The following is a 24,144-nucleotide window of genomic DNA, read 5'->3' as shown; positions in this document are numbered from 1 at the left end:
GGTGCTCGGCCCGGACGGCGCCGCGTGCCTCCGACTCGCTCATGCCTCTACCGTCTCTACGTACTGCTCCGTGCCCGGGGTTCCGGCGGCACCCGGCAGTGGTACGTGGTCGTTCGGCCCGCCCGCCTTGCGCTGCTCGTGGAACGCGAGGATCTGCAGTTCGATCGACAGATCGACTTTACGCACATCGACGCCCTCGGGCACCGAAAGGACCACGGGCGCGAAGTTGAGCACGCTCGTCACACCGGCCGCGACCACCCGGTCGCACACGCCCTGCGCGGCGCCGGCCGGAGTGGCGATGACGGCGATCGACACGCCGTGCCCGGCGATGAGGTCCTCCAGCCGGTCGATGTGCTCCACCGTCATCCCGGAGATCTCCTGCCCGACGATGCCGTCGTCGGCGTCCAGCAGTCCCGCCACCCGGAAGCCGCGGGACGCGAAGCCGCCGTAGCCGGCCAGTGCCCGGCCCAGGTTACCGAGCCCGATGATGGCGACCACCCAATCCTGGGTGAGTCCCAGCTCACGGGAGATCTGGTAGACGAGGTACTCGACCTCGTACCCCACCCCGCGGGTGCCGTACGAGCCGAGATGGGACAGGTCCTTGCGGAGCTTGGCGGAGTTGACCCCGGCGGCGGCGGCGAGCTCCTCGGACGAGACGGTGGCCACGCCGCGGTCCTGCAGGCTGTGCAGGGCACGCAGGTAGATGGGCAGCCGCGCCACCGTGGCATCGGGGATGCCGCGTTCGGCGCGATCGCGGTTGCGGTTCTGGCGAGGTGTCACGGCCTGCTCTTCGGGGCTCGACGCTGGGGGCGGGGCCCGAGAACCCCTCGCCCCGGTGCGGCCGAGACCCGGCCGCGACGGCCACGGTCGAGGCCCCCAGGGCGTATCTGTCAGGTTAAGCCTTTGTGAATACGCGCACAAAGTCGCCCCCGGTCAAGCCGTTCCGCCGGATCCGCGCAGCCGCCCGCCGAACCCCTGGCCACCAGGGGCTTTGCGGTGTTCGGCAGTGGCCGGGAAGGGGACTCACGTGCGAAGCCGGTGTGATCGACGGAACATTCCAGTTGCCGCGAAACAAGGCTGTGTCGACCAAAACCGCTGCGCCGACCAAAACCGCTGTGCCGTAGAAGAGCTCTCTGCCGAAGAAGAGGGCTGGGCCGAGATCCGAGGTCGAGCCGGGTAAGACCGCTCAGGTCGCGCGCAGTTCCGCGATGGCGTTCCGGAGCCGGTCCTCGTCCACCCGCCAGAAGTCGTGCTGGACTCCGTTGATCATGGTGACCGGGATCTGCTCCCAGTACAGCCGGGTGTCCTCCTCCGACTGCGTGATGTCGCGTTCCTCCCAGCGCACGCCGAGGTCGCCGGCCACCCGCTCGATCACCGCGCGGGCCTCCTCGCACAGGTGGCAGCCGGGCTTGCCGTACAGCGTGATCAAGATGTCCACGGGGCTCACCGCGTCCACCGGGCTCACCGCAGCGGGCGCTCGGACGCGGGCGCCTGCGGTACGCCGCGGCCGGGCCGCATCGGGGGCAGCTTGGCGGCGCCCAGCCTGAGGTCGATCACGTTGGTCGCGATCACGTGCGTCCGGGACTCGGCCGCGAACCGGCGCAGGTGCGCCTGCCGCTCGTGCGCCGCGAAGCCGGCCTGGTCCCGGAACAGCCGGTAGAAGATCCGCTGGGTGGGCGCGTTCACCACCTCGTGGCAGGCGAAGATCAGCGTCTCCGGCTCGGCGGCGCGGGCGGCCTGGACCAGTTCCTCGGCCAGCCGGTCGAACGCCTCCTCGCGGCCGTCCAGGAGCGTGTAGACGGTGATCTGGCCGCAGCCCGCCGACATGTCGGCCCCGCCGGGCGGTGCCGCCGGCATGCTCGGGGGCACCGGTGCCGCTTCCGGGACGAGCTTGCGCACGTCGTCCATCACGGTCGCCGCGGCGGGCTGGTCCGGATAGCGGACCGGCTCCTCCGGGGCGGGATCGGGGAACCGCAGGCCACCGCTGTGCTTGCCGCCCCGCTGCTGCTGCGGCTCGGGCCTGGGCTCGGGCGGACGCGGCGCGCTGTAGCCCTGCTCGGCGTAACCCTGCTCGCTGTAGCCCTGCTCTTCGTAGCCGGTGGCGGGGTCGTCTCGGTACCCATCGCCATGCCCATCGCCATAGCCGTCGTTATAGCCGTCGTCGTAGTCGTCATCGTCGTACACCGGGAGCGTGCGCATCCCGCCGTACCAGACCAGTCCCGCCGCGCCCGCGAGGGCGATCGCCGCCAGCGGGCCGGGCAGGAAGCCACGCGTACCGCTGACGACCAGCACTCCGGCCAGCGCGACCAGGGCGATCGGGATCAGCAGCTCGGCGGACTCGCGGTCCTGCTTGCTCGCCAGCACCGCGGTCACCGCCAGGCACGCCACCAGCGCGATGACGGCCAGCACGTGCGCGCCGTCGATCAGCAGCAGCGGCAGCGCGTCGTACGTCGCGCGCGGGTTGGGCAGCGTCTTGCTGAACGTGCCGCGCACCGGGTCGACCATGATGATGACCATCGCGACGACCGTGTAGGAGATCGCGAACAGCCAGGCGCCGAAGCGCACCTGGACGTACCGGGCGATCAGCTCGATCATCCCCAGTGCCAGCCAGACCGGCGCGAGCAGCGCGGCGCCCAGCTGGATCACCCGGAACAGCGGGCCGTTGAAGCCGATGACGAAGCCGAGCGTCATCCCGATCAGCGCCAGCGACAGTCCGACCTGCGTCGTCGACCAGGCGATCAGGTAGAGCAGCCGGTCCTTGTAGGCGCGCATGACGAGCAACCCGGTGGCCACTAAGGCACCCAGGGTCGCCGGCAACGCAAGAAGTGCTGAGACCATCGCGCCCCATGGTGCCCGATGCGGGGCTGAGACGGGTAACCGCCTTAGGCCGAAGACTCTGCCGAAGTCCCCGCCGGAGACCCGAAGTCTCTGCCGAAGTCTCCGCCGGAGACTCTGTGGAGGCGAGAGTCCACCTCTGTGAACGGGCACAGCGCCCCAGTTTGCGCAGTGGACACCATTGCCGCGTGTCGTAGTGAGTACCTACAGTGGCATTTCACGCCGGAGGCCGCGTACGCCCCGAGGAGAACTGCATGAGCAGCTTGACCCTCGATGTCCGAACAGCACCGCTTCCTCGGGCGTTCCCGAGCCCGGCCGACCCGAGTCCGGCCGACGCGAGTCCGGGCGCCCCGGGTCCGGGCGCCCCGGATTCGACCGAGGCGAGTCCGGCCGACGCGAGTCCGGCCGTCCCGATGAAGGACCTCGTCCTGCGGGCCCGCGACGGCGACGCCGAGGCGTTCGGCCTCCTGTACGACCACTACGTGGACCTCGTCTACCGGTACGTCTACTACCGGGTCGGCGCCCACCCCCTGGCCGAGGACCTCACCAGCGAGACGTTCCTGCGCGCGCTCCGGCGGATGTCCACGTTCAGCTGGCAGGGCAAGGACTTCGGCGCCTGGCTGGTCACCATCGCCCGCAACCTGATCACCGACCACTTCAAGTCGGGCCGCTACCGGCTGGAGATCTGCACCGCCGAACTCCTGGAGCCGGGCCGTACCCAGGAGGGCCCCGAGCAGGCGGTCCTGACCGCGATGACCAACCGGACGCTCTTGGAAGCCGTCCGCCTGCTGGGCTCGGACCAGCAGGAATGCGTGGTGCTGCGCTTCCTGCACGGCCTCTCGGTCGCCGAGACGGCACTGATCATGGGCAGGAAGACCGGGGCGATCAAGGCCCTGCAGTACCGCGCCGTACGGTCGCTCGCCCGAATGCTCCCCGACGACCTCAGCTGCCCGACCTGAGCTGCCCGACCTGAGATGAGATTCTCACTCGCGCGGCCGTAACCCGCGCGCCCACCCCTCGTTTTGCGGAACGAGACCGCATTCTCTGGGGGGCTGCCATGAGAACGAGGCGGATCAAGACCGCGTCAATCAAGACCGCGTCACTGGAGCGGCTCCGGATTCGGGGGACCACCCCCGATCCCGGCTTCCGCGCCGAACTGCGTGAACGGCTGGTGGCCGCGGCCACCAGCCGAGGTGAGGACCCTCGCAATTCCGTCCGGAGGAGGAGCCGTACCGGCCCGGTTGACTAAGGTCGGGGGCATGCGTCGATTCTGGCAACGTGACCGGACCGAAGATCACGTGACCGCGGGCGAGGTGGCCGCGGCCGCCGCCGCCGAACCGAGCCCGCTCCCCGAACCCGACCCGACGGCGGCGGCGTTCTTCGACGTGGACAACACGATGATGCGCGGCGCGTCGATCTACTACTTCGCCCGCGGCCTCGCCTCGCGCAAGCTGTTCACCATGCGCGACCTGGCGATGTTCGCCTGGGGCCAGGCCGCGTTCCGCTTCCGCGGCACCGAGAACACCGAGCACATCCACAGCGCCCGCGAGGCCGCGCTCGCCTTCGTGGCCGGTCAGAAGATCGACGACCTCGTCCAGCTCAGCGAGGAGATCTACGACGAGGTGATGGCCGACCGGATCTGGCACGGCACCCGCTCCCTCGCCCTCCAGCACCTGGACGCCGGCCAGCAGGTCTGGCTCGTCACCGCCACCCCCGTCGAGGTGGCCCGTACGATCGCCCGCCGCCTCGGCCTCACCGGCGCCCTCGGCACCGTCGCCGAGACCCAGGACGGCGTCTACACCGGCCGCCTGGTCGGCAACCTCCTGCACGGTCCCGCCAAGTCCGAGGCGGTACGGGCCCTGGCGCAGCGCGAAGGCCTCGACCTCTCGCGCTGCTCCGCGTACAGCGACTCGGTCAACGACCTCCCGATGCTCACCGCCGTCGGCAACCCGCACGCGGTCAACCCCGACTCCGACCTTCGCGACCACGCCAAGGACAACGGCTGGCCGATCCACGACTTCCGTACCGGCCGCAAGGTCACCATGGTCGCCCTCCCCGCCGCCGCCGGCGCCGGCGCCCTGGCCGGAGGCGTAGCCGCAGGAATAGCCCTCCGCAGGCACTACCGCAGCTGACCCCTCGGGCCGCCGCGCGCCCCAGAGATCCGGGTCGCCCACGAGGCCGAGCAGATCGCGCCACACGCCGCCGAGCGGGCGCGGGCAGGGCCGCGAACACGCCGACGTCTACCGCGTCGTGCAGTACCCGCAGCAGATGCCCGGCGAGCGACGGACCACTAGGTCTCGGCCCCTGGCCTGCGCCACGGGCTCGTCGCCGTCCGACCAGACGGCCACCGGGCCCGTACCCGAAACGCATGGGCGCAAGGTAACCGGGGCCTGGTAGCGGCCGACCCCAAGCAGACCATCAGCCGATCGCAAGCGCCGGCCCGCAGACTCGTCCTCGTCAGCAGAAAACGCGTCAGCAGAAATCGGCGGGTACGACGGGCAGTATCGCTAAGTGATATGGCCGAGCAATATGGCTGAGCAGTATGCCCCGGCGATATGGCTAGGCAGTATGGCCCAGTGATATGGCCGATCAGGGACTTGCCGCCGACGCGACCTTTACCACCAATGTCGAACTACCGGTCGACGGCGGTTTCGCGCAGGGTCTCGCCGCGGCGTGATCTGCACGGCCGCCGTCCCCGGTCCCGGTCCCGGAGAACGCACCGTACCGGCCAAGACGCGACCGGGGACGGCGGCCTCCAACCCCAGAAAGGGAAACGGAAATGTCAGACCTCAATACTCGCGAAGAAGTGACAGACAGCCCCGATGCATCGGTCGCGGAACACGTTCGCCGCTATATCGCTACCAATGGCCAGAGCGGATACATGGAGGGTGGGTCGACCAATCTTGTCCTCACCCATCAGGGCCGTAAATCCGGCAAGTTCTACCGCACCGGCCTTTTCTTCGGAGCGGACGGCGACCGCTACGTTCTGGTGGCCTCGGGCTCTGCCATCACCCACACCCATCCCGCCTGGTATCTCAACGTGGCGGCCAATCCGGAGGTCCAGGTGCAGATACTCGCGGAGAAGTTCACCGTGCGCGCCCACACGGCCACAGGGCCGGAACGGGAGCGACTCTGGAAACTGATGACCGACCTGGCTCCCGTTTACCACACCTACGAGGCCAGAACCCGCCGCGTCATCCCCGTGGTCGTCCTGGAACGCATCTGACGGCATCTCGCTCGTCCCCATGCACAAACGCCACTACAAGCCACCCCGGCTTCGATAGTCCACAGGGGCCGGGGCGAACTCGGGTACGTGCGGGCCGCGTCCCACCGGCCCAGGCCCGCACGTCCACCCAGGCCCGCACTCCGGCCAGGCCCGCACGTCCGTAAAGCTCAGTGAGTCCGGGAGTCCGGGAGTCCGGGAGTCCGGAAGTCCCGGAGTCCGAGGGGCGACTCACCGGCCCACGGCCCGGACGTAGTCGTCCGGTGCTTCCAGCGGCAGCAGGTGCCCGGCCGTCTCGAAGACGCACAACTCCCAGTCGGGCCGGCGTTCGACCAGTTCGTCGACGGTGCCCCGGGTGATCAGGCCGTCCTGTCCGCCCCAGAGGACCAGCGCGGGTGCGCGCGCTCCGTCGATCGCCCGGTCGATGGAGCGCCGATCGACGTACAGCGCCGACATCACCGAGGCGAAGGCCGTGACGGCGTCGCCGAGCCGCCGCGGCCGCGCGCCGCGCAGTTCACCGGCCAGCAGCGCGACCATGTCCGGCGACACCCCCGACAGGTCACCGGCGATACTCCCCCGCCAATTGTCCGGGTCGGCGTACATCCGCCCCTTGAGTTCGAGCATCCGCCGACCGGCCAGGCGCAGCACGGTCCGTACGACCGGTGGTCCGGCGGCCAGCAGCGGCCTGCCCAGAACGCGCCAGAACAGCACCTCGTCGGCGGGCAATGGACCGGGCAGCGCGGGGGCCGCCAGCACAAGGCGCCCGACCCGTTCCGGCGCCGCCTCGGCGAACAGCACGGACACGAGCGCGCCCATGGACCAGCCGTGGACGACCGCGTCCCGGATGCCCAGCCGGGCGGCGAAGGCCCGCAGGAAGCGCGCGTTCGGCTCGGCCCTGGCCGCCCGGGGATGGGGCGTGCCGGTGTGGCCGAACAGCGTTCCCGGCAGATCGGGCGCGACGACCGGCCCGAGCGCGCTCAGCGGCGCGATGACGTCCAGCCACATCGAAGCGCTGCCCGCCATCGGATGGACCAGTAGCTGAACCGGACCCGCCCGGCCCGCGCCGGCGCTCAGGTAGTGGACGCCGGTGCCGCAGACGTCGATCTCCTCACTACGGATCCCGGCCCACCGCGCGGACACCGCGCCCCAGTCGGCATGACGCATCCTTCACACCCCGTCGCTGGAGAGGACCGAGCGGTCACTGGAGAGGATCCCGGGCGGCCTTGAGCGTTCAGTCTCCTGCAATCAGGAACGTACCTCCAGATACCGCGCTCGACTTGGACACGGCAGCACTCGGCGGCACCCGCTGGAACGCCACGACGTGGTCGGCTGCCTCGGCGCGACGTGGATCGGCGGTTGCCTGGGCCGGAACGATCGATCTCATGCCCGCCGCCCTCGCCCCGGAGGGCAGTGGCGGGTACCTGAAGGGGTGGGCGGAAGTACTTAAGCACGTCAGATTCCTCGTCGTTCCAGGCTCCCTAATTTGGTGGTCACAAGAGAGCACGACGACGGAGGAGAAAGACATGAGCGACATGAACGAGCTGGTCCAGCGCTACCTCGCCGCCTGGAACGAGACCGACGCCGCCGCTCGGCAGGCCGTTCTGGCGGAGGTCTTCGCCGACGACGCGGTGTACATCGACCCGCTGGTCTCCGTTCAGGGCAGGGACGGGCTCGACGCCACCATCGCGGCGGTCCAGGGGCAGTTCGGCGGGCTGGTCTTCAGCCTCGGCGGCGCCGTGGACACCCACCACGACATCGCTCGGTTCACCTGGCACCTGGGGCCCGAGGGCGCCGAGCCGGTCGTCATCGGCTTCGATGTCGCGAAGATCGGTGCCGACGGGCGGATCAGCCAGGTGCTCGGCTTCCTCGACAAGGTGCCGGCCGGCGCCTGACCACCTCGGGGCGGACCGCTGGGCCGGTCCGCCCCGGTCGCCCTTGGAACAACTCCCAAGAACAGCTCCCAAGAACAACCAGGAGGAACCATGACCGCCTACGCGATCGCCCGCCTGCATGACGCCGCCCCGCACCCGGAGGTCGCCGAGTACATCGAACGCATCGCCGGTACCTTCGAGCCGTACGGCGGTCGCTTCCTCGTACACGCCACGCCGCATGAGGTGATGGAGGGCGACTGGCCCGAGGACGTCGTAATGATCGGCTTCCCCGGCATGGCCGAGGCGCGGGCCTGGTGGGACTCGCCCGCGTACCAGGAGATCGCACCGCTGCGCTCGCGGAACATCAAGGGCGACATCATCCTGGTCCAGGGCGTCCCCGAGGACTACGACCCGGCGACCTCCGCCAAGGCGATGCGAGATGCGCTGCCCGCCGAGTAGCCCTCGGAGTCGGTGACGTCCAGCCCTCAGAGTCGGTGACGTCTAGCCCTCGGAGTCGGTGACGTCGTAGTTGAAGCCGAAGGCGCGCGCACCGGTCTCTGAACGGGGCCGGTGGCTGGTCTTCGGGCCGAAGGCGACGTAGGTGCCCGGGCCGTGGGTGCGGTCGCCCTCGATGATCTCGCCGCTCACGACGTAGTACGCCTCGCCGTAGGTCTCATGGACGTCGAGGTCCGGCCATTCGGCGCCCGGAGCGAGATCGATCACCCACGTCCTGATCCCCGGCATGCCCGGGAGTGTTCGTACAAGGACACCGGGACCCAACTCGACCGGCGAAACCTCATCGACGTCGACCGGGAGTATCTGTCCAGGCAGCACCTGCTGCCCAGGAAGCGCCTGCTCCCCCGATAGCGCCTGTTGACCAGATAGCACCTGTTGACCAGATAGCGCCTGCTGTCCCGATAGCACCTGTTCCGGAGTGGCCATCGGGCCAAGATCTCACAGCCCCAGCCGTTCGGCGGAATCCTTCAGCTCGCTCCGGGAGGCGACGCCGAGCTTGGGATAGGCCTTGTAGAGGTGGTAGCCGACCGTCCGGTGGCTGAGGAAGAGCTGGGCGGCGATGTCGCGGTTGGACAGGCCCTGCACGGCGAGCCGGGCGATCTGCAGCTCCTGCGGGGTGAGAGCGGCGGCCGCGCCCTCGGCGGGCCGGGGGCCCTGGTCCGGGGCGCCGGTCGCGGTCAGCTCGCCGCGGGTGCGTTCGGCCCACGGCCGCATCCCGAGCCGGTCGAAGACCTCCAGGGCGTCGTTCAACGGCCCGCGCGCCTCGGCCTTCCGACGGGCCCTGCGCAGCCATTCGCCGTAGAGCAGAGCGGTTCTGGCGTACTCCAACGCACGGCCGTCCTGGTCGTGCAATTCGAGGGCCGCCGTGTAGAACGCCTCGGCCTGGTCGTCGGGAGCGAGCAGCCCGTGGCAGCGCTGCACGAGCGCGTCGGCCCACGGCTGCCGGACCGACCCCGCAAACCGTTCGAAGCGCGCCAGGGGCTCGGCGGCGCGTTCCGGCGCCCTTGTTCGTACGGCCGACTCCACCAGATCAGGAGTGGAACGGGTGGCGCAGATGTGATGGCGCATCGGTTCGCGGGTCAGGCGCTCGAAGCGGGCGAGCGCCGTCTCGGCGCGACCGAGGCCGAGGTCCAGCAGCCCGAGCGACCAGTGCGCCCACGGCGCGCCGGGGGAGGCGGCCCCGGCGGTCGCCCCCGCCAGCCCCTCCTCGGCGTTGCGCCGGCAGGCGGCCTCCTCCCCCTTGGCGGCGTCGAGGTAGGCGAGCACGCTGCTGAACTGGCTGACCCACTGCCGCTGGCCGGTGTCGCGGGCGAGTCCCAGGGCCTCGGTCGCAGTGCCGAGCGCGTCCAGGTGCCGTCCGGTGAACACCTCGCCCTCGACCATGAAGAACAGCACCGTCGGCAGCCGTCCGGCGCCGCCCCGGGCGCGGTGCTCGGCGGCGAGCGCGGTCGCGAGTTCGTAGGCGTCGGCGTCCTGGCCCAGCGCGAGTGCCGCTCCGCAGAGGATCATCAGTACCTGGTCGGGGGCCCGTCCCCGCCGCCGTACCGCCGCGAGGGTCTCGCCCAGTGGCGGCGGCCGCTCGGTACGGCCCCGGTCGAGGTGGACGAGGAAGGGCCCCACCGGCGCGAGCGGATCCGCGTCGTTCAGTGGCAGCGCCGCCAGCCGGTCCAGCGTCGCCGCGAGCTGCCGCTCCCCGAGGTACCAGGAGGTGTGGACGGCCTGGACCAGCAACTCGGCGGCCTGGCCCGGATCGGTGTCGCGGACGAGTGCGGCGCCGTCGAGCAGCGACCGGTGGGCGGCGGGGTAGGCGCCCTGCCAGAAGTCCGCGAGCGCTCGCACCTGGGCGATCCGCGCGTTCACCGCCGGGGCCTGGTCCAGCAGGCGGGCCGCGCGGCTCCCGAAGGCTCTTGCACGCTCCAGATCGCCCGCCTCCAGCGCCGCCTCCGCAGCCAGGGCCTCGCGGTGAGCCCTGGCTGCGGGGTCGGCGCTCAGGCGGGCGGCCCGTTCGTATGCCGCCGCGGCCGCCTCGTGGCCGCTGCGCTCGCGGGCGCGGGTGGCGGTACGTTCCAGCGCGGCGGCCGCCTCCTCATCGGCTCCGGTGGCGGCGGCCGCCAGGTGCCAGGCCCGGCGGTCGGCGTGCTCGGGTGAGCCGAGGGCGGCGGCGAGCGCGCGGTGGACGGCGAGGCGCTGCCCGAGCGGCGCCCGCTGGTAGACGGCGGCGCGGATCAGCGGATGGCGGAAGCGGATCGTGGTGCCGTCGGCGTCGCCGCGGAGCACCAGCCCGGCCCGCTCGGCCGGGGCCAGATCCTCGACGTCCGCCCCCAGCGCGGCGGCGGCACGCAGGATCACCGCGAGCTCGCCGGTCTCGTCGGCCGCCGCCACCAGGAGCAGGCTCTGGCAGGCCTCCGGCATCCGGCTGACCTGGCCATGGAAAGCCAGTTGCAGGCGGCCTGTGAGGGGCAGCGCCCCCGGCGAGAACGTACTGCCGCCTTCGGCCGCCAAGGCGATCGGCAGCTCCAGCAGGGCCAGCGGGTTGCCACCGGCCTCGGCGAGCAGGCGGTAGCGCACGGCGGGCGCGAGCGGCTGCCGGTCGAGTATGGCCGCGGCCGCCTCCGGTACCAGCCCGGACAGGCGCGCCTCCGGAAGGCCGGGGGCCGGGAAGGACCCCTCGCCGTCCCGGGCGGCAAAGATCATGACCACGCCCTCGGCGTGCAGGCGCCGGGCGGCGAACAGCAACGCGTCCCGCGACGCCCGGTCAAGCCACTGCGCGTCGTCGACCAGGCACAGCAGGCCCGTCTCGTCCGCGTGCTCCGCCAGCAGGGAGAGCACCGCCAGCCCCACCAGCATCGGTTCGGAGCCGGCGGCCGGCCCGAGCCCGAACGCGCCCTCCAGAGCCTCGCACTGCGGGCCGGGCAGCGCGGCAAGTGATCCCAGCGCCGGGCGCAACAGCAACTGCAGCCCCGAGAACGGCAGCTCCGCCTCGAACTCGACCCCCGTACCGCGGACCAGCCGCATCCCCCCGGCCGTCGTGGCGGCATGGTCGAGCAACGCCGTCTTGCCGATCCCCGCCTCCCCGCGCATCACCAGTGACGAGCTTGTGCCGGCCCGGGCTCCCGCCAGCAGCCCGGCGATCGCGTCCTGTTCGGTCCTTCTCCCGTACAGCTCCCCCGCGCCCATGATCCCCATCCTGACAGCCGCCCGGGAACGTCCCATGCGTCCCGCGAAGGTCTTATGCGTCCCATGAACGTCTGATGCGTCCACGTAACGCCCTACACGTTCGGGAAGGTCCATGCGTACCGGTCGGCACCTCTTGTGTCAGGAGTCTCTTTGCGTGTGTCACGGCTCTTTCTGTGTCACGGCTCTTTCTGTGTCACGAGCTTGTGCACGAGTTTGTGTCACGAGACCTCACCGAGAGGTGCTCGCCGTGGTGTCATGGATCATGGCGGACGAGATCGTTGCCACCACCTTCTGGCGGTGGGTCACGGCAGAGACGATCGACACGACGATCCTTCTCATCGCGACCGCGCCGTTCTGGGCCCCCGACGCCTGGAACGGGATACGCGAGCATCGCCGAGCCAGGACCGACGCGGACGAACGAGCCAGGACCGACGCGGACGAAACGGCCCCCGAGCCTTCCATCCCTCAACTACCGAGCGGCCGGGAGGTGCTGAAGTGGCTCGTCATGCCGCGCAACCCGTTGCCCCAGGAACCACGCGAACGATGGCGGCTCCTGATCATCCTCGGGTACGGGATCATCCCGTCGATGACAGGGGGCCGCAGCGTCGGCCAGCGAGTGATGGGCCTGCGAACCGTCACCGCACGCGACGGAACCCGCCCCGGACGGGCCCACCTGCTCGCCGGAACGATCGGCCTGCAACTGCTGCCACCTGCCCAGCCCGGTGCACTGAGAGTCGCCACCGTACTGGCGGATCTCGGCACCTTCATCACCCGCCCACGCCGCCCATGGCGAGACCGCCTGACCGGAATCGTCGTAGTAGATGAGCAGCGATGAACACCGGTCAAAGACGGTGACGATCGAGAACGGTGACGCCAAGAGGTTGACGCCGAGGACGGTGACGCCGAAGACGGTGACGCCAAGGTCGATAACGACCAAGGTCCGGAACAGCCGAGGTCGGTGACAGCCGAGGTCGGTGACAGAGGTGCATCCTGATGACCGGATTGGTGCGGGCGTCGGCGCCGAGTTGGCCGGGTGTCGGCACCAACGTTGTCTGCGTTCCTTCGCGACACCGACGAAGTGTGTCCAGTGACGATCGTGGGTGCGGTGAGTGTGGTTGGCCAGGCCCTACGGCGACCGGTCAACCGCGCACCATCGCGTCCCACACCCAGCACGGACCGTATGTGCCCCTAACCGGTCGCCCCTCATCCCTTGACCCGCGCCTGTGGGACAGGGACCGACGAATCGGGCGCTCTCGCGCCACAGGCGTTCCACGCGCTCCCGGGGCGGTGGTGTGCGGTGCGGTCTCGACGGCCGGCGCTTGAGGAAGAACCTGCCTGTCACGCCTCGATCTCACCGTCCGTCGCCAGCCACAGCGGAGTGTCGGCGCTGGCGAAGGTCCCGGCTGCGAACAGGCCGCAGTTGACACCGAACATCTTCAACGCGCCACCATCGTGCCGGGTCGAAACGGCGCCCTTGACGATCCCGGATCGCGCCGTTCACGGTCGCGCCCGTACCGGCGAGCCTGGACGCCAGGGCGCCCGCGAACATCGCGTTCATGTCCTTGGTGCGTGCGCAGGCGGCGACCGGGGCGGAAGCCGACCGGTCGGCCGAGTTCGCCTCCGCGCGCGAGGTTGAGGTCGAAGATAGACCGGCATGCGTGTGAGCCCGCGCGGGGACCCGCCGACGACGGACCGGCGGGGCTCGGCCGCCGAACGTTCCGCGAGGCGGCACAGCAGTAGGTATGGGGCGAGATGGTACGTCACCAGCGACCGGTGGAACCCGTCGGGAGTACGGTCGTCGGGCGCAGCGATGATGACCGCGGCATTGCCCACGACGGTCGACGGCATGCGCTCACCGAGCCACGCCGAAGCGAGCGGGGTCCGGCCCCAGCCCCGCTGGCTTCGCGATGAGAGCATCCCCCATCCGCAGCACACCGGCCCCCTGCCAACTGCCAGTCCCGGTGGGATGCAGCACCAATCCCCGATCCGAGGGCGAGCCGCGCCGCGCCGCGCCGCGCCGAAGCGAGCCGAGCCGAGCCGATCCGCGCCGCAAGCCCCCTACCTCCGCGAGCCGCTGTACCTCGGCGAGGTCCGTGAGGTCGACCGGCTCGGTTTCCAGATCGGCTCCTGGAACGGCATCGTGGATACGTCCTCCCGCAGGTCCAGCCGGGTGCGGTCGAGGTCGACGAGCACGGCCGTCGCGCGGGTACGCGCCAAACCAGCCGCGATCTGCTCCCCGATCCCGCCGCCGGCGCCCGTGACGACGGCGAGTGCGCTCATCGGACCACTCCTACGAACGGGCGACGCGCGATGGTCGGCGACTCGGAATCGGCAGAGGTCGGTGGCAGCAGGGGTCGGACGCGGCAGAGGTCGGTGGCGCCAGAGGTCGGACGCGGCAGAGGTCGGGCGCGGCGAGGATCGGTCGCGACAGGGGCCGGTGGCGGCATGCCTTCACCATCCCGCATGCGGTCGAAGGTCCCAGGTATCCGCAGTGCCACCGTGGTCACGAGGCCGGGTGCGATCCTGGCGTCATGACGACCGGGGAGCTCGCCCGGGCGCTGCGCTCGTGACGAGACCGCGTGAGCCCGTCCGACGCCGGGTTCTCGATGTCAGGCTGCGGCGTACCGCTGGACTGCGGTGTGTGGAGTTGACCGCCCTCGCCGGGATCTCCGTCGACTATCTCGTCTGGCTCGATCGAGCAGGGACGGGCGCACCCTGGTCCCCTGCCAAGTCAGGCAGGATCGAGCGGCGTTGAGCATTCAGCCTCCTGCACTCTGAACCGCACCTCCAGACAGCAGGACGGCCGCGAACAGCCGCGCTCATGACCACCCGGCCCGTTGCGAGCCCAGGGGAAGGGTCCTCGATCTGCACGGCGCGGTCGTCTTGGCCGATCCAGCCGGGCGGGCTGTGTTGACGGACCAGTCACGGTCCTAGGGATCGTTGGTCGGAAGGACGCCGGTGGCCCGACCTTGGATCGCGTTCACAGGAGTTGGGTTGGCTGCGTTGGCCCGGGCAGCTGCGTGGATCGGGAACAAGCGGATAGGGGACAGATCGAGTCTGACCTCGCCTGCCGGTGTTCTGTTCCCATGCCGGATTCTCCGCGCGTCTCCCTAGGTGGTCGGGTGGAGGGAGGAGTCGGTAGATGAATCGTCCGTTGTTGTCTTTGTGGATGTGGGTTTGGTGGGGGTTGGTGTGGCGCCAGCGGTTGTGCCAGCCGCAGCACAGGGTGAGGCGGTCGATGTTGGTGGCGCCTTGGTCTAGGGCCCATCCGTCGACGTGGTCGACTTCAGACAGCGTGCCGGGGACTTCGCAGCCTTGGACGGCGCAGGTGGGGTAGAGGGCTTCCAGGACGCGGCGTTGTGCCGGGCTGGCGAACCGGGCCCGCCGCCCCAAGTACAGCGGGAGACCACCAGATCCCAGCAGCAGCGGTGATACTCCGGCCGACAGCGCGATCCGGCGAGCCTGTGCCGCCGGGATCGGGGTGCCGTCGGGCAGCCGTGCGGGGGTATCACCGCCGGTGAGGGTGTCCAGATCCACGATCAGGGTGACCTTGGTGGTGTGGTGGCCGCCGGACAGGACGGTGGTGAGGGCGGCGGCGGTGCGTTCGGCCAGATCGCGCAGGTCCTCGGGACCGGCAGGCTTGGCCAGCGGCCCCAGGGTGCCGTCGAGGACGGCGGCGTCCTCGGCGTTCAGCCAGCCCTTCACATACCGGCCGCCGTCCAGCGACCGCGTCGAGGTGAGCCAGGAACGCCGGTAGCCGCGTGCGGCGTCATCGGGAGCCTGCTCGGTGCCGTCGCGTTCGGCGATCACATCCCGGATCCGGGACCCGAACGCGGCGACCTTCCCCGCGGAGAACCCGTCGTCGGCCATCTCCAGCAGCAGCGTCTCGGCCCTGGCGCAATCCTCATCGTCGAGGCGGGCCACCGATTGCACGATCGCGACCGCGTGCCCGCAGGACAGGGTCCCGTCGGCCAGCCGTTCCGCGGTCTCGGGCAACCGTGGCAGCTGGCGCGCGAGCAGGACGCGTTCCTTGGCGCGGGCATCACGCATCCCCAGCCGGGAGCGCAGCCACGCCTGAGCGGACGGATAGCCCCAGCGGCGCATCTCACCGGCGCCGTCCACCACCGCGATCAGGCGGGCCAGAGTCCTTTCCTGCACGTCGGCGGCACGGACCAGGGTCTCGGCCTGCTCCATGCAGGCGGCAGCCGATTCGGGGGTGTCACGGCGGGCCAGTTCGGCCGCGATCGACGCCGCTGCGTCCACCAACTCCCCGGTGGACAGCGACCCCACATCGACCACGCTCGAACACATGAGCTAATACTACCGAACGCATCCGCCTGATCACAAGGAGTGGATGGCGGGTGTGGATGGCGTGACGCGGAGATGGCGTGACGGGGGAATGCTGCGGTGAGGCCCTGGAGGCCCTGGCCGCCGTCGTGGCGTTGATCTCGTCTGCCCGCGCGTCCAGGGCGAAATACGTCCTCGGTTAGGGAGAACGAGTAGCTGATGGGGCCGCCATGCCCGTCCTCGGCCTTCGGGGCGGGCTTCACGAACACAGCTCCGCCGAGCCGGTCACTGTGGCGGCCAACTCGGCGTTACTACCGCGCGGAGCCGGTTGGACGCTCTGGACAGGGCCGGTCCGATCAGTGACGGCATCCCGGACCTCTTGCGGCAGGGGTCCCCACTCCCTGCGCATCCGCGCCCTCGTCGGCTCCCGGGGAGGCTGTGCTCCGGCGGGCGGCACCCTTACCGGCACCCGCCTCCCCGAAATCCATGTCCACACTGCCCTGGCCGGAGCGTAACCGCAGAAACAGCCCTCCGCAGGGATTGCCACTGCTGTCCCTTACTCAGAACTCCCGCCCTGCCAGCGAAGCGACTGCGAATGCCAGCCGACAAGCCTCTGGCGACCGCCGGTGGTCCGCTCGCCTGGACGTAGCCAACGCAAATACCACTCACCAAAATCCGGCCCAGGCGTCAAAGCACCGCCCTGATCCACCGTGTCGCGCCAGGCCTGTCCACTCGCCTCTCCGGTCGCGACCAGCCGAATGAATGCACCGCAGCCGATCTCGGCGATGATCAACGACCCGGTGAGCGCGTCCTCGTAGTCTTCGACATCGTCCATGGCCTCGAAGGACTCTGCGGAGACGCGACGGGTGTATGGAAACGGCCTGGCAAGATAGCCGGGCCCGTAAGCCGGCTCGCGGCCCGTCCATCGGGCGGATCGATGAAGCGGCCACAGACCGTTCTCGGGCCCGGCTCCTCCATCACCGACCTCGGTGATGAAGCTGCGATACGACTCGGGCAGGATGATGCCGTTGCGCCGTTCAAAGGCGAGGGCGTCCTCCAGCGGCAACGGCGGCCGCAGGTAAGAGTCCTCGCGCGAAGCAAGACCGGCAAGGACCTCATCGCGATTCCATAAATGCGCCATGTCAATTCCAATGGTGTCGTCCCTTTGCAGGGTGTACTCCCTTTGCAGGGTGTGGTCCCTTTGCCAGGCGCGGCCCCTTTGCAGGGAGCTGCCGATACGGAAGCTCGGGCAAGGCACACTGAGCCCGCCGTGCCACGTGGCGCGGGTAACGATCGAGTTCGGGGGCAAGGCCGACCGCCATGTCCTCCTTGGCCCGTCTCCCAAGCTCGGTCGGCGGGACGGAACGGCTGGACACAGACCCGCGAGTCAACAGTTCACGCAAGTGAAGAGCTCCCTGCAAAGGAACAGCACCCCGAATCAGTTGGCGGGCTTGCCGAACCAGCGGGATAGGTGGTCGTCCAGGTCCTGCTGATCGTCGCCGATCCAGGCGACGTGGCCGTCAGGGCGTAGCAGGACGCATGGAACATCCAGTACCGCGGCGGGGTCCGCGAGGTAATCGACCCGGTCTGACCAGCCGCCGACGGTCAGGCGTTCGGTGCGGTCCAGCAGCAGGCCGCGGCCGCGATGCAGGAGACCGTAGAGGTGGCCCTGTTTCACGTCGATGTCGCGCAGGCGACGGCCGAGCAGGTCGGGGCCTTCGCCGAAGTCGTAGCGGATGCCGATCGCGGTGATCTTTTCGATCAGATGGCGGTTCACCTCGTCGAAGTCCATCAGTTCGGTGAGCAGCCTGCGCACGGCCTGCGGGCCGGGTTCGGTGGACAGCAGTTCCGTCTGGGCGCGGGTGTTCTCCAGCACGTCCTCGGCGACCGGATGGCGTTCGGCCTGGTAGGTGTCCAGCAGTGTTTCCGGCGCCCAGCCGCGGATCTGGGCGGCCATTTTCCAGCCGAGGTTGAATGCGTCCTGAACGCCCACGTTGAGGCCCTGGCCGCCGATGGGTGGATGGATGTGTGCCGCGTCGCCGGCCAGCAACACCCGCCCGACGCGATAACGTTCGGCCAGCCGGGTGGCATCGCCGAAGCGGGACAGCCAGCGCGGGGAGTGCACGCCGAAATCGGTACCGGCGATGGTACGCAACTGCTGTTTGAAATCTTCCAGGGTGGGCGGTTCCGCACGCTCGCTGACTCCCGCGGCCGGGACCAGGACGCTATAGGCCCCTTCACCGAACGGTCTGAGCCAGAATGACCCATGGGTCTGGCTGATTTCGGCCATCTTGGCGGCGATCTCTTCCTGCGGCACACCCACTTGCATCTCGCCCATCAGCGTCTCGCTCCGTGCGGGCTCGCCAGGGAAGCCGACGCCGAGCCGTTTGCGCACCGTGCTGCGCGCGCCGTCACAGCCGACGAGGTAGCGCGCACGCAGCCGTTCTCCGCCGGCCAGCTCGACGGTCACACCCTCGTCGTCCTGCTCGAGATCGGCGACCGCGCAACCGCGCCGGACCTGCGCACCCAGGTCGATCGCATGGTTTTCCAGCAGGTGATTGATGACCGGCTGCGGGATGCCCAGCAGATAGGCGTGCGCGGAGTCCAGGCCCTCGGGCGCGGGTTTGGTGATGGCGGCGAAGATACCGCCGACCGGACGCCGTCTTCCGCGTTCGAGAATGCGCTCCAGCAGGCCGCGCATCGCCATCAGCTCGAGACTGCGCATGTGCAGACTGACTATGCGGACGAACGACACGGGCTCGGTTTCCTTCTCCAGAACGAGTACCCGCACATCGTGCAGCCGCAGTTCGGCGGCCAGCATCGCACCGGTCGGCCCGCATCCGACAATGATCACGTCGAACATGAGGGGCGCGCGATCGGTGCCGGAGGCCGGCGACCCGAGTTCGGGGCCATCGCCCGCAGTGAAGTCTCGCTCGACCGTACGGTTCGACGACGGGTCGGCGCTGAACTGGTGAGAGTGCATCGGTGTTGCCTTTCGAGAGTGCCTTGTTCGAGGCGCTCCCGGCGACACCTACGTCAATCGCCCGACCGTGACTGGAAGGGGGAGCACCCACGTCGAAACAGCGTTCATGGGTCTCACCTCCTCGGGCGGTGTCACGTGCAGCAGAACGCTACCGGCCCGGACATCATCCCGTCCATTCCTTTACTAGCCGTCGTGATGGCCATCCTGCCGATCCTCGCCATAGGTGCCCTGTTCGGGGCTTCGTTTTCCGTCCGCGCCCCGGATGCCCTCGGCCCACTCCCTGACCGCCCTTCGGCGCAGCGCAATTCCCATGACCGCCCCTGCGGCGTTGGCGACGACGACCGCCCACCAAAGGGGGCCGGGCCAGCCGAGCATCTCCCCCCAAGCGGGATACCCGAGCACCAGCCCGGTCAGATAGATGAGGGTCCCCAGAACGGGCGGCACGACCGCTTTGATGAGCAGAAGGGAAGAGACGCCCACGACGAGAAGGGATGCCACCCCAATGGCTTTCCGGCCGCCCCGCCAGACCCGGTAGAGCATGGCATGGCAGGCGGTCACCCACAGGACCATCCAGATGACGGGCACGAGCAGGTCCGAGGAGTTCCAGTCGTAAGCGAGAAGGCCAGTGATCCCAGTCCACGGCAGCGCGAGATAGGGAACGCCGATCCGCACGGCGATGGGCCTGGGAGGGGAGTCATCGCTCACGATCATCGCCTTCAGCGCGTCGGCTCGGTCATCGCGCACGTGGTCGGGGAGGGCCGTCCGCGTCGACCGACCGGCTCCGCGGGGGCCACCAGAATCACCGATCCCGACGGCGACGCGACCCGTATGGCCGAGATCCGCGAGCGTACAAGCCTCCGACCCGACGCGGGCCGCTTCTTCTGAACCCGTGGTCGCTGAGGCTCCAGGTCAGCCGAGCCAGTGGCCGTCGCGCATGAGGGTGCGTCCTTCCAATTCGTTCACCTCTCGCCAGGCTTGGACGCGCCGCGGACGGATCAGGAAGTACTGGTAAGGCTCGTCGAGTTCGCGCGGGTCGAAACCGGTCTTGGTCGCGAACGCATCGCCCGTGCCGGCGCCGAGGTCGGCGATGTCCACCGGCTCGGCGGTGCCGTCGACGATGACGACGTCGCGGGTCGGGCCGAGGCCGAGTCGGACCTGGCCGTCCGCCAGCAGGTTGCGGCCGGTGGCCGAGGCGCGCGGCGTGGAGACGAGGAACGCGGTCCCGTCCCACAAGTAGGAGAGCGGGATGAGGTGGACGCCGTCCGGGGAGCCCGGCGTCGCGACCCACAGGTCGACGTCGCTCTCCAGCCTCGCGCGGGTGTCCCGCAGTCGTTCCTCAAGCCCACGCGGCGGCGCGTCCGTCATCTTTCCTCCAGTGGATTCCGCGCCAGATCTCGGCCGCGGCCGGTGGCGATGACGCAGAAGCGGTTTCCGTCAGGACTGCGAGTACAACGAAGTGTCTGCGAATACGACGAAGTGTCTGCGATCGCGACGAAGTCGGGGTCATCAGGGACGAAGTCGAGGTCATCAGGATAGAGATTCCGTCGATGCGCTGGGTACCGAGGGACACCAGCCGTTCGACGTCGGCGATCTGGTCGGCCGGGAGCCCCAGGGATGTTGCCCACACGGCCTCTGCCCGGATCAGCGGACCTGGTCCCACGGGACGGTCTCGATGCGCTCGATATGCTCATCGCCCCACTCGCCGAGCGGTGCGATCGCGGTGTTGAGCGAGCGGCCGAACTCGGTGAGCGAGTACTCCACCTTCGGTGGGACCTGGTGGTAGACCTCGCGATGCAGCAGGCCGGTGGTCTCCATCTCACGAAGCTGCAGGATCAGCACGCGCTCACTGATGCCGACCACCGCGCGCCGCAACTCTCCGAAGCGGAGCGGGCCGTCCTGGAGGGCGAAGAGGATCAGTCCCTTCCACTTGCCGCCCATGACGGCGATGGCGGCGTCGAGCCCGCAGGTGAAGGTGCGCTGCTTCATCGCCACTCTCACTTACATAAGTGTATGTACCCGACAATATTGTCGGTACTTGAGAAAACATCAGTGTAGCTCCAGCATGGATCGGGCGCCCCCACCACGATCAAGAGCGGTGTGGGGCGGGCACTCGGCCGTACTCACTTCTTTGCTACTGGAGACCGCACTTGACCAGGAATAGCCGCACACCCGTGACCATCATCGGATTGGGCTCGATGGGCAGGGCATTGGCCGAGGCGTTCATCGCGGCCGGACATCCGACCACCGTGTGGAACAGAACCGCCGACAAGGCCGCTTCTCTTGTCGCCAAGGGAGCCGCGCACGCGGCGACGGTCCAGGACGCGGTGACGGCGAGTCCGCTCGTCATCACCTGCCTGACCGGCTACGACGACACGCGCCAGGTCCTAGAAGCAGACGCGGCGGCGCTGGCGGGGCGCGCGCTCGTCACGCTGAACAGCGGCTCGCCCGCCGGGGCCCGCCAGATGGCCGACTGGGCCATCGGCCACGGTGCCCGTTTCCTGGACGGAGCGATCAAGAACGTCCCCTCGGCCGTCGGAGCCTCGGACACGCTGCTGTACTACGCCGGTGACAGGACCGTCTTCGAGGAGTTCAAGGCGACGCTGGAGGTGCTGGGAGGCGACACCGTGCATCTCGGCGACCAGGCCGATCTGGCCGCCCTCTACGAGATGGCGGTGGGCGGCACGCTGCTGCCCACGCTCGTCGGCTTCTTCCAGGGGGTCGCGGCCGTCCAGGCGCGCGGGCTCGCGGCGAGCACGCTGGTGCCGTTCACCGCCAAGTGGCTGGAAATGATCATCTCCTTGCTGCCGATCCTCGCGCGGGAGATCGATGGCGGCGACTACTCCGAGCCCATGTCCACCGTGAACGTCTTCCTTGCGGGAATCCCCTACGACGAGGAGCTCGGCCAGGAGGCCGGCATCGATGTGGCATGGCACGCTCCCCTGCACGACCTACTGCAGCGGGCCGTCGCGGCGGGGTACGGGGAGCACAGCATCGCGGCACTAGTGGAGGTGCTCAAGAAGCCGGTGCCGGCGGCCTGAGGAGTCGAACGGTCGGCTCTTCGGAGCACGGCGCGCGGACCTAAAGAGCGCGGAGGTGGGCCTAAAAAGCGCGGAGCGCGGAGCGCGGACCTAAAGAACGCAGAGCGCGGGGGGCCATTGGAGCGCGGAGCGCGGGGGATTGGAGCGCGGAGCGCGGGGCATTGGAGCGCGGGCCGCTAAAAGAAGGCGGGGCCTCGGCGGAGCAGGGTGTCGTAGAGCATCTGCTGGACGTTCTCGCGGACGTGGTCGGTGATGTCGAAAACGGTCATCGGGTCCTCGGCCGAGGCCGCGTCGTACTCGTCCAGGGTCATCGGCTCGCCGAACTGGATCATCCACTTGGACGGCAGGGGCACCAGGCCCGCGGGGCCGAACAGGGGCCAGGTCGGGGTGACCGGGAAGTACGGGAGGCCGAACAGGCGGGCCAGGGGGCGCAGGTCGGCGAGCTTGGGGTAGATCTCCTCGGCGCCGACGATCGCGCAGGGGATGATCGGGACGTTCGAGCGGAGGGCGGTGCCGACGAAGCCGCCCCGGCCGAAGCGCTGCAGGCGGTACCGCTCGCTGAACGGTTTGCCGACGCCCTTGAAGCCCTCCGGGAAGACGCCGACGAGCTCGCCCTTGTCCAGCAGGCGGCCGGCGTCGGCGTGGCAGGCGAGGGTGTGGCCGGCCTTGCGGGACAGGTGGCCCAGCAGCGGGACCTGGTAGATCAGGTCGGCGCCCAGCAGGCGCAGGTCACGCTTGGCGTGGTCGTGCATGCCGACCGAGAGCATGATGCCGTCGAGCGGGACCGTACCGGAGTGGTTGGCGACGATGAGCGCGCCGCCCTCGGCCGGTACGTTGTCGAGGCCGAAGAGTTCGACGCGGAACCAGCGCTCGTAGAAGGCGCGGGCGAACGGGAGCAGGATCGTGTCGTTGAACTCGGAGTCGAAGCCGAACTCGTCGACTTCGTACTCGCCGGCCAGGCGGCGCCGGAGGAAGGACAGTCCTGAGGCCAGCTTGCGTTCGAGCCCTGACGGCTCGTGGCCGGACGACCCGTGGCTGGACGACCCGTGGTTCGACGACCGGTGGCCGGACGGCCCGTGGTTCGATGACTCGCGCTCTTGGCGCGCGGAGTCCAGCTGGATGACGCGCGCGCCCTCGTCGTACGGATCGTGCTGCGCGTTCATCACGTGGGCCTCCGGGCCATCAGCCGTTCGAGAAGCTGGAGTGGGGCGCTGCGGCTCGGCAACCGGGCCGAGACGAAGTCCGCGAACGCCGCCTCCGTCGTGTATTTGGGCATCCAGGACAGCTCCGTCTCGAGGCGGCGGGTGTCCAGGACGCGGCCGTACGTGAGCCAGCGCAGGAGTTCGGGCGAGAAGCCCGACAGGCCGGCGAAGCGGCGGCCGGCATCGCCCGCGGCCGCGATCGTCTGCGAGGGCAGCGGTACGTACGAGCGGCCGGCGCGGCGCAGGGCCTGCGAGAGCAGCAGCACGCCGTCACCGGCGACATTGTACGTGCCGGGGTGGTCCTCGACCGTCATCCGGCGCAGCACTTCGATGCCGTCGTCCTCGTGTACGAACTGGAGCCGGGGATCGAAGCCCAGCACCGTCGGGACGACCGGCATCCGCAGGTAGCGGGTCAGGGGTGAGTCGACCCCCGGCCCGAGGAAGTTGGCGAAGCGCAGCACCGACACCTTCAGGTCCGAGCGCCGCCGGCACAGCCCGCGGACGAACCCCTCGACCTCGACCGCGTCCTTGGCGTAGCCGGACGTGGGCGCCTCGACGGGCTCGTCGTCCTCGGCGAACACCGCCGGGTCCATCGGCGAGGACCCGTACACCGCGGCCGAGGACCGCACGACGAGCTTGCGCGTGTCCGGCGACCGCTGGCACGCCGCCAGCAGCTGCATCGTGCCGATGACGTTGAATTCCTTCACCTTCGCCCGGGGCACCGACGGTGAGGTCACCAGATTCAGGTGAACCACCGTGTCGACCTCGGCGGAGGAGATGACCTTCGCGATGCTCGGCGTACGGATGTCGACGCGGACGAACTCGGTGCGCCCGAGTGACGTCGCGGGTGGGACCGTGTCCACGCCGATGACCCGTTCGATGCGTGGGTCGGCCTGCAGGGTGTTGGCGACCCGCGCCCCCAGGAAACGGGACACGCCCGTGACGAGGACGACACGGGCCGCAGTGGAGGGCATGGAAGACACTGTGCGCCCCACCCCTTACGGCTGAGTGG

The 24,144-nt window shown here is 69.6% G+C and carries 22 protein-coding genes; 7 read left to right on the top strand and 15 right to left on the bottom strand.

Annotated features, from left to right (window positions below; translation table 11 throughout):
• Window positions 1–39 precede the first annotated feature (39 nt).
• The 3 genes from ACH34Q_RS18300 to ACH34Q_RS18290 form a co-directional block, all read right to left on the bottom strand.
• On the bottom strand, window positions 40–780 hold the full coding sequence (locus ACH34Q_RS18300; RefSeq protein ID WP_395984155.1) for a redox-sensing transcriptional repressor Rex: 741 nt from the start codon (window positions 778–780) through the stop codon (window positions 40–42).
• A gap of 406 nt (window positions 781–1,186) precedes the next feature.
• The gene (locus tag ACH34Q_RS18295; protein ID WP_395984154.1) at window positions 1,187–1,438 is read right to left on the bottom strand and encodes a glutaredoxin family protein; all 252 of its coding nucleotides are present in this window, start codon (window positions 1,436–1,438) and stop codon (window positions 1,187–1,189) included.
• A gap of 23 nt (window positions 1,439–1,461) precedes the next feature.
• On the bottom strand, window positions 1,462–2,793 hold the full coding sequence (locus tag ACH34Q_RS18290; protein WP_395984153.1) for a putative quinol monooxygenase: 1,332 nt from the start codon (window positions 2,791–2,793) through the stop codon (window positions 1,462–1,464).
• Window positions 2,794–3,089: 296 nt separating this feature from the next.
• On the opposite strand from ACH34Q_RS18290, the gene ACH34Q_RS18285 reads away from it, so the two are divergent.
• The 3 genes from ACH34Q_RS18285 to ACH34Q_RS18275 all read left to right on the top strand — a co-directional run bounded on the left by ACH34Q_RS18285 (window position 3,090) and on the right by ACH34Q_RS18275 (window position 6,061).
• The gene (locus ACH34Q_RS18285) at window positions 3,090–3,794 is read left to right on the top strand and encodes a sigma-70 family RNA polymerase sigma factor (protein WP_395984152.1); all 705 of its coding nucleotides are present in this window, start codon (window positions 3,090–3,092) and stop codon (window positions 3,792–3,794) included.
• 300 nt (window positions 3,795–4,094) lie between these two features.
• Window positions 4,095–4,967 carry an HAD family hydrolase gene (locus ACH34Q_RS18280; protein WP_395984151.1) on the top strand — a complete coding sequence of 291 codons (873 nt, stop codon included), beginning with the start codon at window positions 4,095–4,097 and terminating at the stop codon, window positions 4,965–4,967.
• Between the two features lie 647 nt (window positions 4,968–5,614).
• On the top strand, window positions 5,615–6,061 hold the full coding sequence (locus tag ACH34Q_RS18275; protein ID WP_395984150.1) for a nitroreductase family deazaflavin-dependent oxidoreductase: 447 nt from the start codon (window positions 5,615–5,617) through the stop codon (window positions 6,059–6,061).
• Between the two features lie 228 nt (window positions 6,062–6,289).
• On the opposite strand, the gene ACH34Q_RS18270 is transcribed toward ACH34Q_RS18275, so the two are convergent.
• A complete protein-coding gene (locus tag ACH34Q_RS18270) occupies window positions 6,290–7,222 on the bottom strand; it encodes an alpha/beta fold hydrolase (RefSeq protein WP_395984149.1) in 933 nt (310 codons plus the stop codon).
• Window positions 7,223–7,581: 359 nt separating this feature from the next.
• Here ACH34Q_RS18270 and ACH34Q_RS18265 point away from each other — a divergent pair, with 359 nt between their 5' ends.
• Both ACH34Q_RS18265 and ACH34Q_RS18260 read left to right on the top strand, forming a co-directional pair.
• Window positions 7,582–7,950 (top strand): nuclear transport factor 2 family protein, encoded by a 369-nt coding sequence (locus ACH34Q_RS18265; RefSeq protein WP_395984148.1) that lies wholly within the window; start codon window positions 7,582–7,584, stop codon window positions 7,948–7,950.
• 90 nt (window positions 7,951–8,040) lie between these two features.
• Window positions 8,041–8,388 (top strand): DUF1330 domain-containing protein, encoded by a 348-nt coding sequence (locus ACH34Q_RS18260; RefSeq protein WP_395984147.1) that lies wholly within the window; start codon window positions 8,041–8,043, stop codon window positions 8,386–8,388.
• Window positions 8,389–8,430: 42 nt separating this feature from the next.
• Here the strand turns inward: ACH34Q_RS18260 and ACH34Q_RS18255 are convergent, their stop codons facing one another.
• A complete protein-coding gene (locus ACH34Q_RS18255) occupies window positions 8,431–8,673 on the bottom strand; it encodes a hypothetical protein (protein WP_395984146.1) in 243 nt (80 codons plus the stop codon).
• A 210-nt stretch (window positions 8,674–8,883) separates the two neighbouring features.
• Window positions 8,884–11,622, bottom strand: a complete 2,739-nt coding sequence (locus tag ACH34Q_RS18250; RefSeq protein ID WP_395984145.1) for a helix-turn-helix transcriptional regulator — start codon at window positions 11,620–11,622, stop codon at window positions 8,884–8,886.
• A gap of 247 nt (window positions 11,623–11,869) precedes the next feature.
• Here ACH34Q_RS18250 and ACH34Q_RS18245 point away from each other — a divergent pair, with 247 nt between their 5' ends.
• Window positions 11,870–12,457 (top strand): hypothetical protein, encoded by a 588-nt coding sequence (locus ACH34Q_RS18245; RefSeq protein ID WP_395984144.1) that lies wholly within the window; start codon window positions 11,870–11,872, stop codon window positions 12,455–12,457.
• A 1,223-nt stretch (window positions 12,458–13,680) separates the two neighbouring features.
• Here the strand turns inward: ACH34Q_RS18245 and ACH34Q_RS18240 are convergent.
• The 7 genes from ACH34Q_RS18240 to ACH34Q_RS18210 form a co-directional block, all read right to left on the bottom strand.
• Window positions 13,681–13,902: a hypothetical protein gene (locus tag ACH34Q_RS18240; protein ID WP_395984143.1), complete on the bottom strand. Its 222-nt coding sequence runs from the start codon at window positions 13,900–13,902 to the stop codon at window positions 13,681–13,683.
• A 642-nt stretch (window positions 13,903–14,544) separates the two neighbouring features.
• Window positions 14,545–15,933 (bottom strand): DUF222 domain-containing protein, encoded by a 1,389-nt coding sequence (locus ACH34Q_RS18235; RefSeq protein WP_395984142.1) that lies wholly within the window; start codon window positions 15,931–15,933, stop codon window positions 14,545–14,547.
• A 532-nt stretch (window positions 15,934–16,465) separates the two neighbouring features.
• Window positions 16,466–17,218 carry an SMI1/KNR4 family protein gene (locus ACH34Q_RS18230; protein ID WP_395984141.1) on the bottom strand — a complete coding sequence of 251 codons (753 nt, stop codon included), beginning with the start codon at window positions 17,216–17,218 and terminating at the stop codon, window positions 16,466–16,468.
• Window positions 17,219–17,347: 129 nt separating this feature from the next.
• Window positions 17,348–18,772, bottom strand: coding sequence for a rifampin monooxygenase (gene rox, locus ACH34Q_RS18225; protein WP_395984284.1), 1,425 nt, complete (start codon window positions 18,770–18,772; stop codon window positions 17,348–17,350).
• 303 nt (window positions 18,773–19,075) lie between these two features.
• Window positions 19,076–19,597, bottom strand: a complete 522-nt coding sequence (locus ACH34Q_RS18220; RefSeq protein WP_395984140.1) for a hypothetical protein — start codon at window positions 19,595–19,597, stop codon at window positions 19,076–19,078.
• Between the two features lie 204 nt (window positions 19,598–19,801).
• The gene (locus tag ACH34Q_RS18215; protein ID WP_395984139.1) at window positions 19,802–20,257 is read right to left on the bottom strand and encodes a pyridoxamine 5'-phosphate oxidase family protein; all 456 of its coding nucleotides are present in this window, start codon (window positions 20,255–20,257) and stop codon (window positions 19,802–19,804) included.
• Window positions 20,258–20,533: 276 nt separating this feature from the next.
• Window positions 20,534–20,878, bottom strand: a complete 345-nt coding sequence (locus tag ACH34Q_RS18210; RefSeq protein ID WP_395984283.1) for a winged helix-turn-helix transcriptional regulator — start codon at window positions 20,876–20,878, stop codon at window positions 20,534–20,536.
• Between the two features lie 161 nt (window positions 20,879–21,039).
• Between ACH34Q_RS18210 and ACH34Q_RS18205 the strand changes: the two genes are divergently transcribed.
• Window positions 21,040–21,930 (top strand): NAD(P)-dependent oxidoreductase, encoded by an 891-nt coding sequence (locus ACH34Q_RS18205; protein ID WP_395984138.1) that lies wholly within the window; start codon window positions 21,040–21,042, stop codon window positions 21,928–21,930.
• A gap of 176 nt (window positions 21,931–22,106) precedes the next feature.
• Here the strand turns inward: ACH34Q_RS18205 and ACH34Q_RS18200 are convergent, their stop codons facing one another.
• Both ACH34Q_RS18200 and ACH34Q_RS18195 read right to left on the bottom strand, forming a co-directional pair.
• Window positions 22,107–23,093, bottom strand: coding sequence for a lysophospholipid acyltransferase family protein (locus tag ACH34Q_RS18200; protein ID WP_395984137.1), 987 nt, complete (start codon window positions 23,091–23,093; stop codon window positions 22,107–22,109).
• Complete coding sequence (locus ACH34Q_RS18195) at window positions 23,093–24,106, bottom strand: NAD-dependent epimerase/dehydratase family protein (RefSeq protein ID WP_395984135.1); 1,014 nt, start codon at window positions 24,104–24,106, stop codon at window positions 23,093–23,095. The genes ACH34Q_RS18200 and ACH34Q_RS18195 overlap by 1 nt, the downstream gene beginning before the upstream one ends.
• Window positions 24,107–24,144: the final 38 nt, after the last annotated feature.

It is taken from the genome of Actinomadura sp. 9N407, from assembly GCF_044326315.1.
In the GTDB taxonomy this organism is placed as follows: Bacteria; Actinomycetota; Actinomycetes; order Streptosporangiales; family Streptosporangiaceae; genus Spirillospora.
Note: the sequence above shows the minus strand (reverse complement) of the source record. Positions and strands in the feature narration are given on the sequence as shown.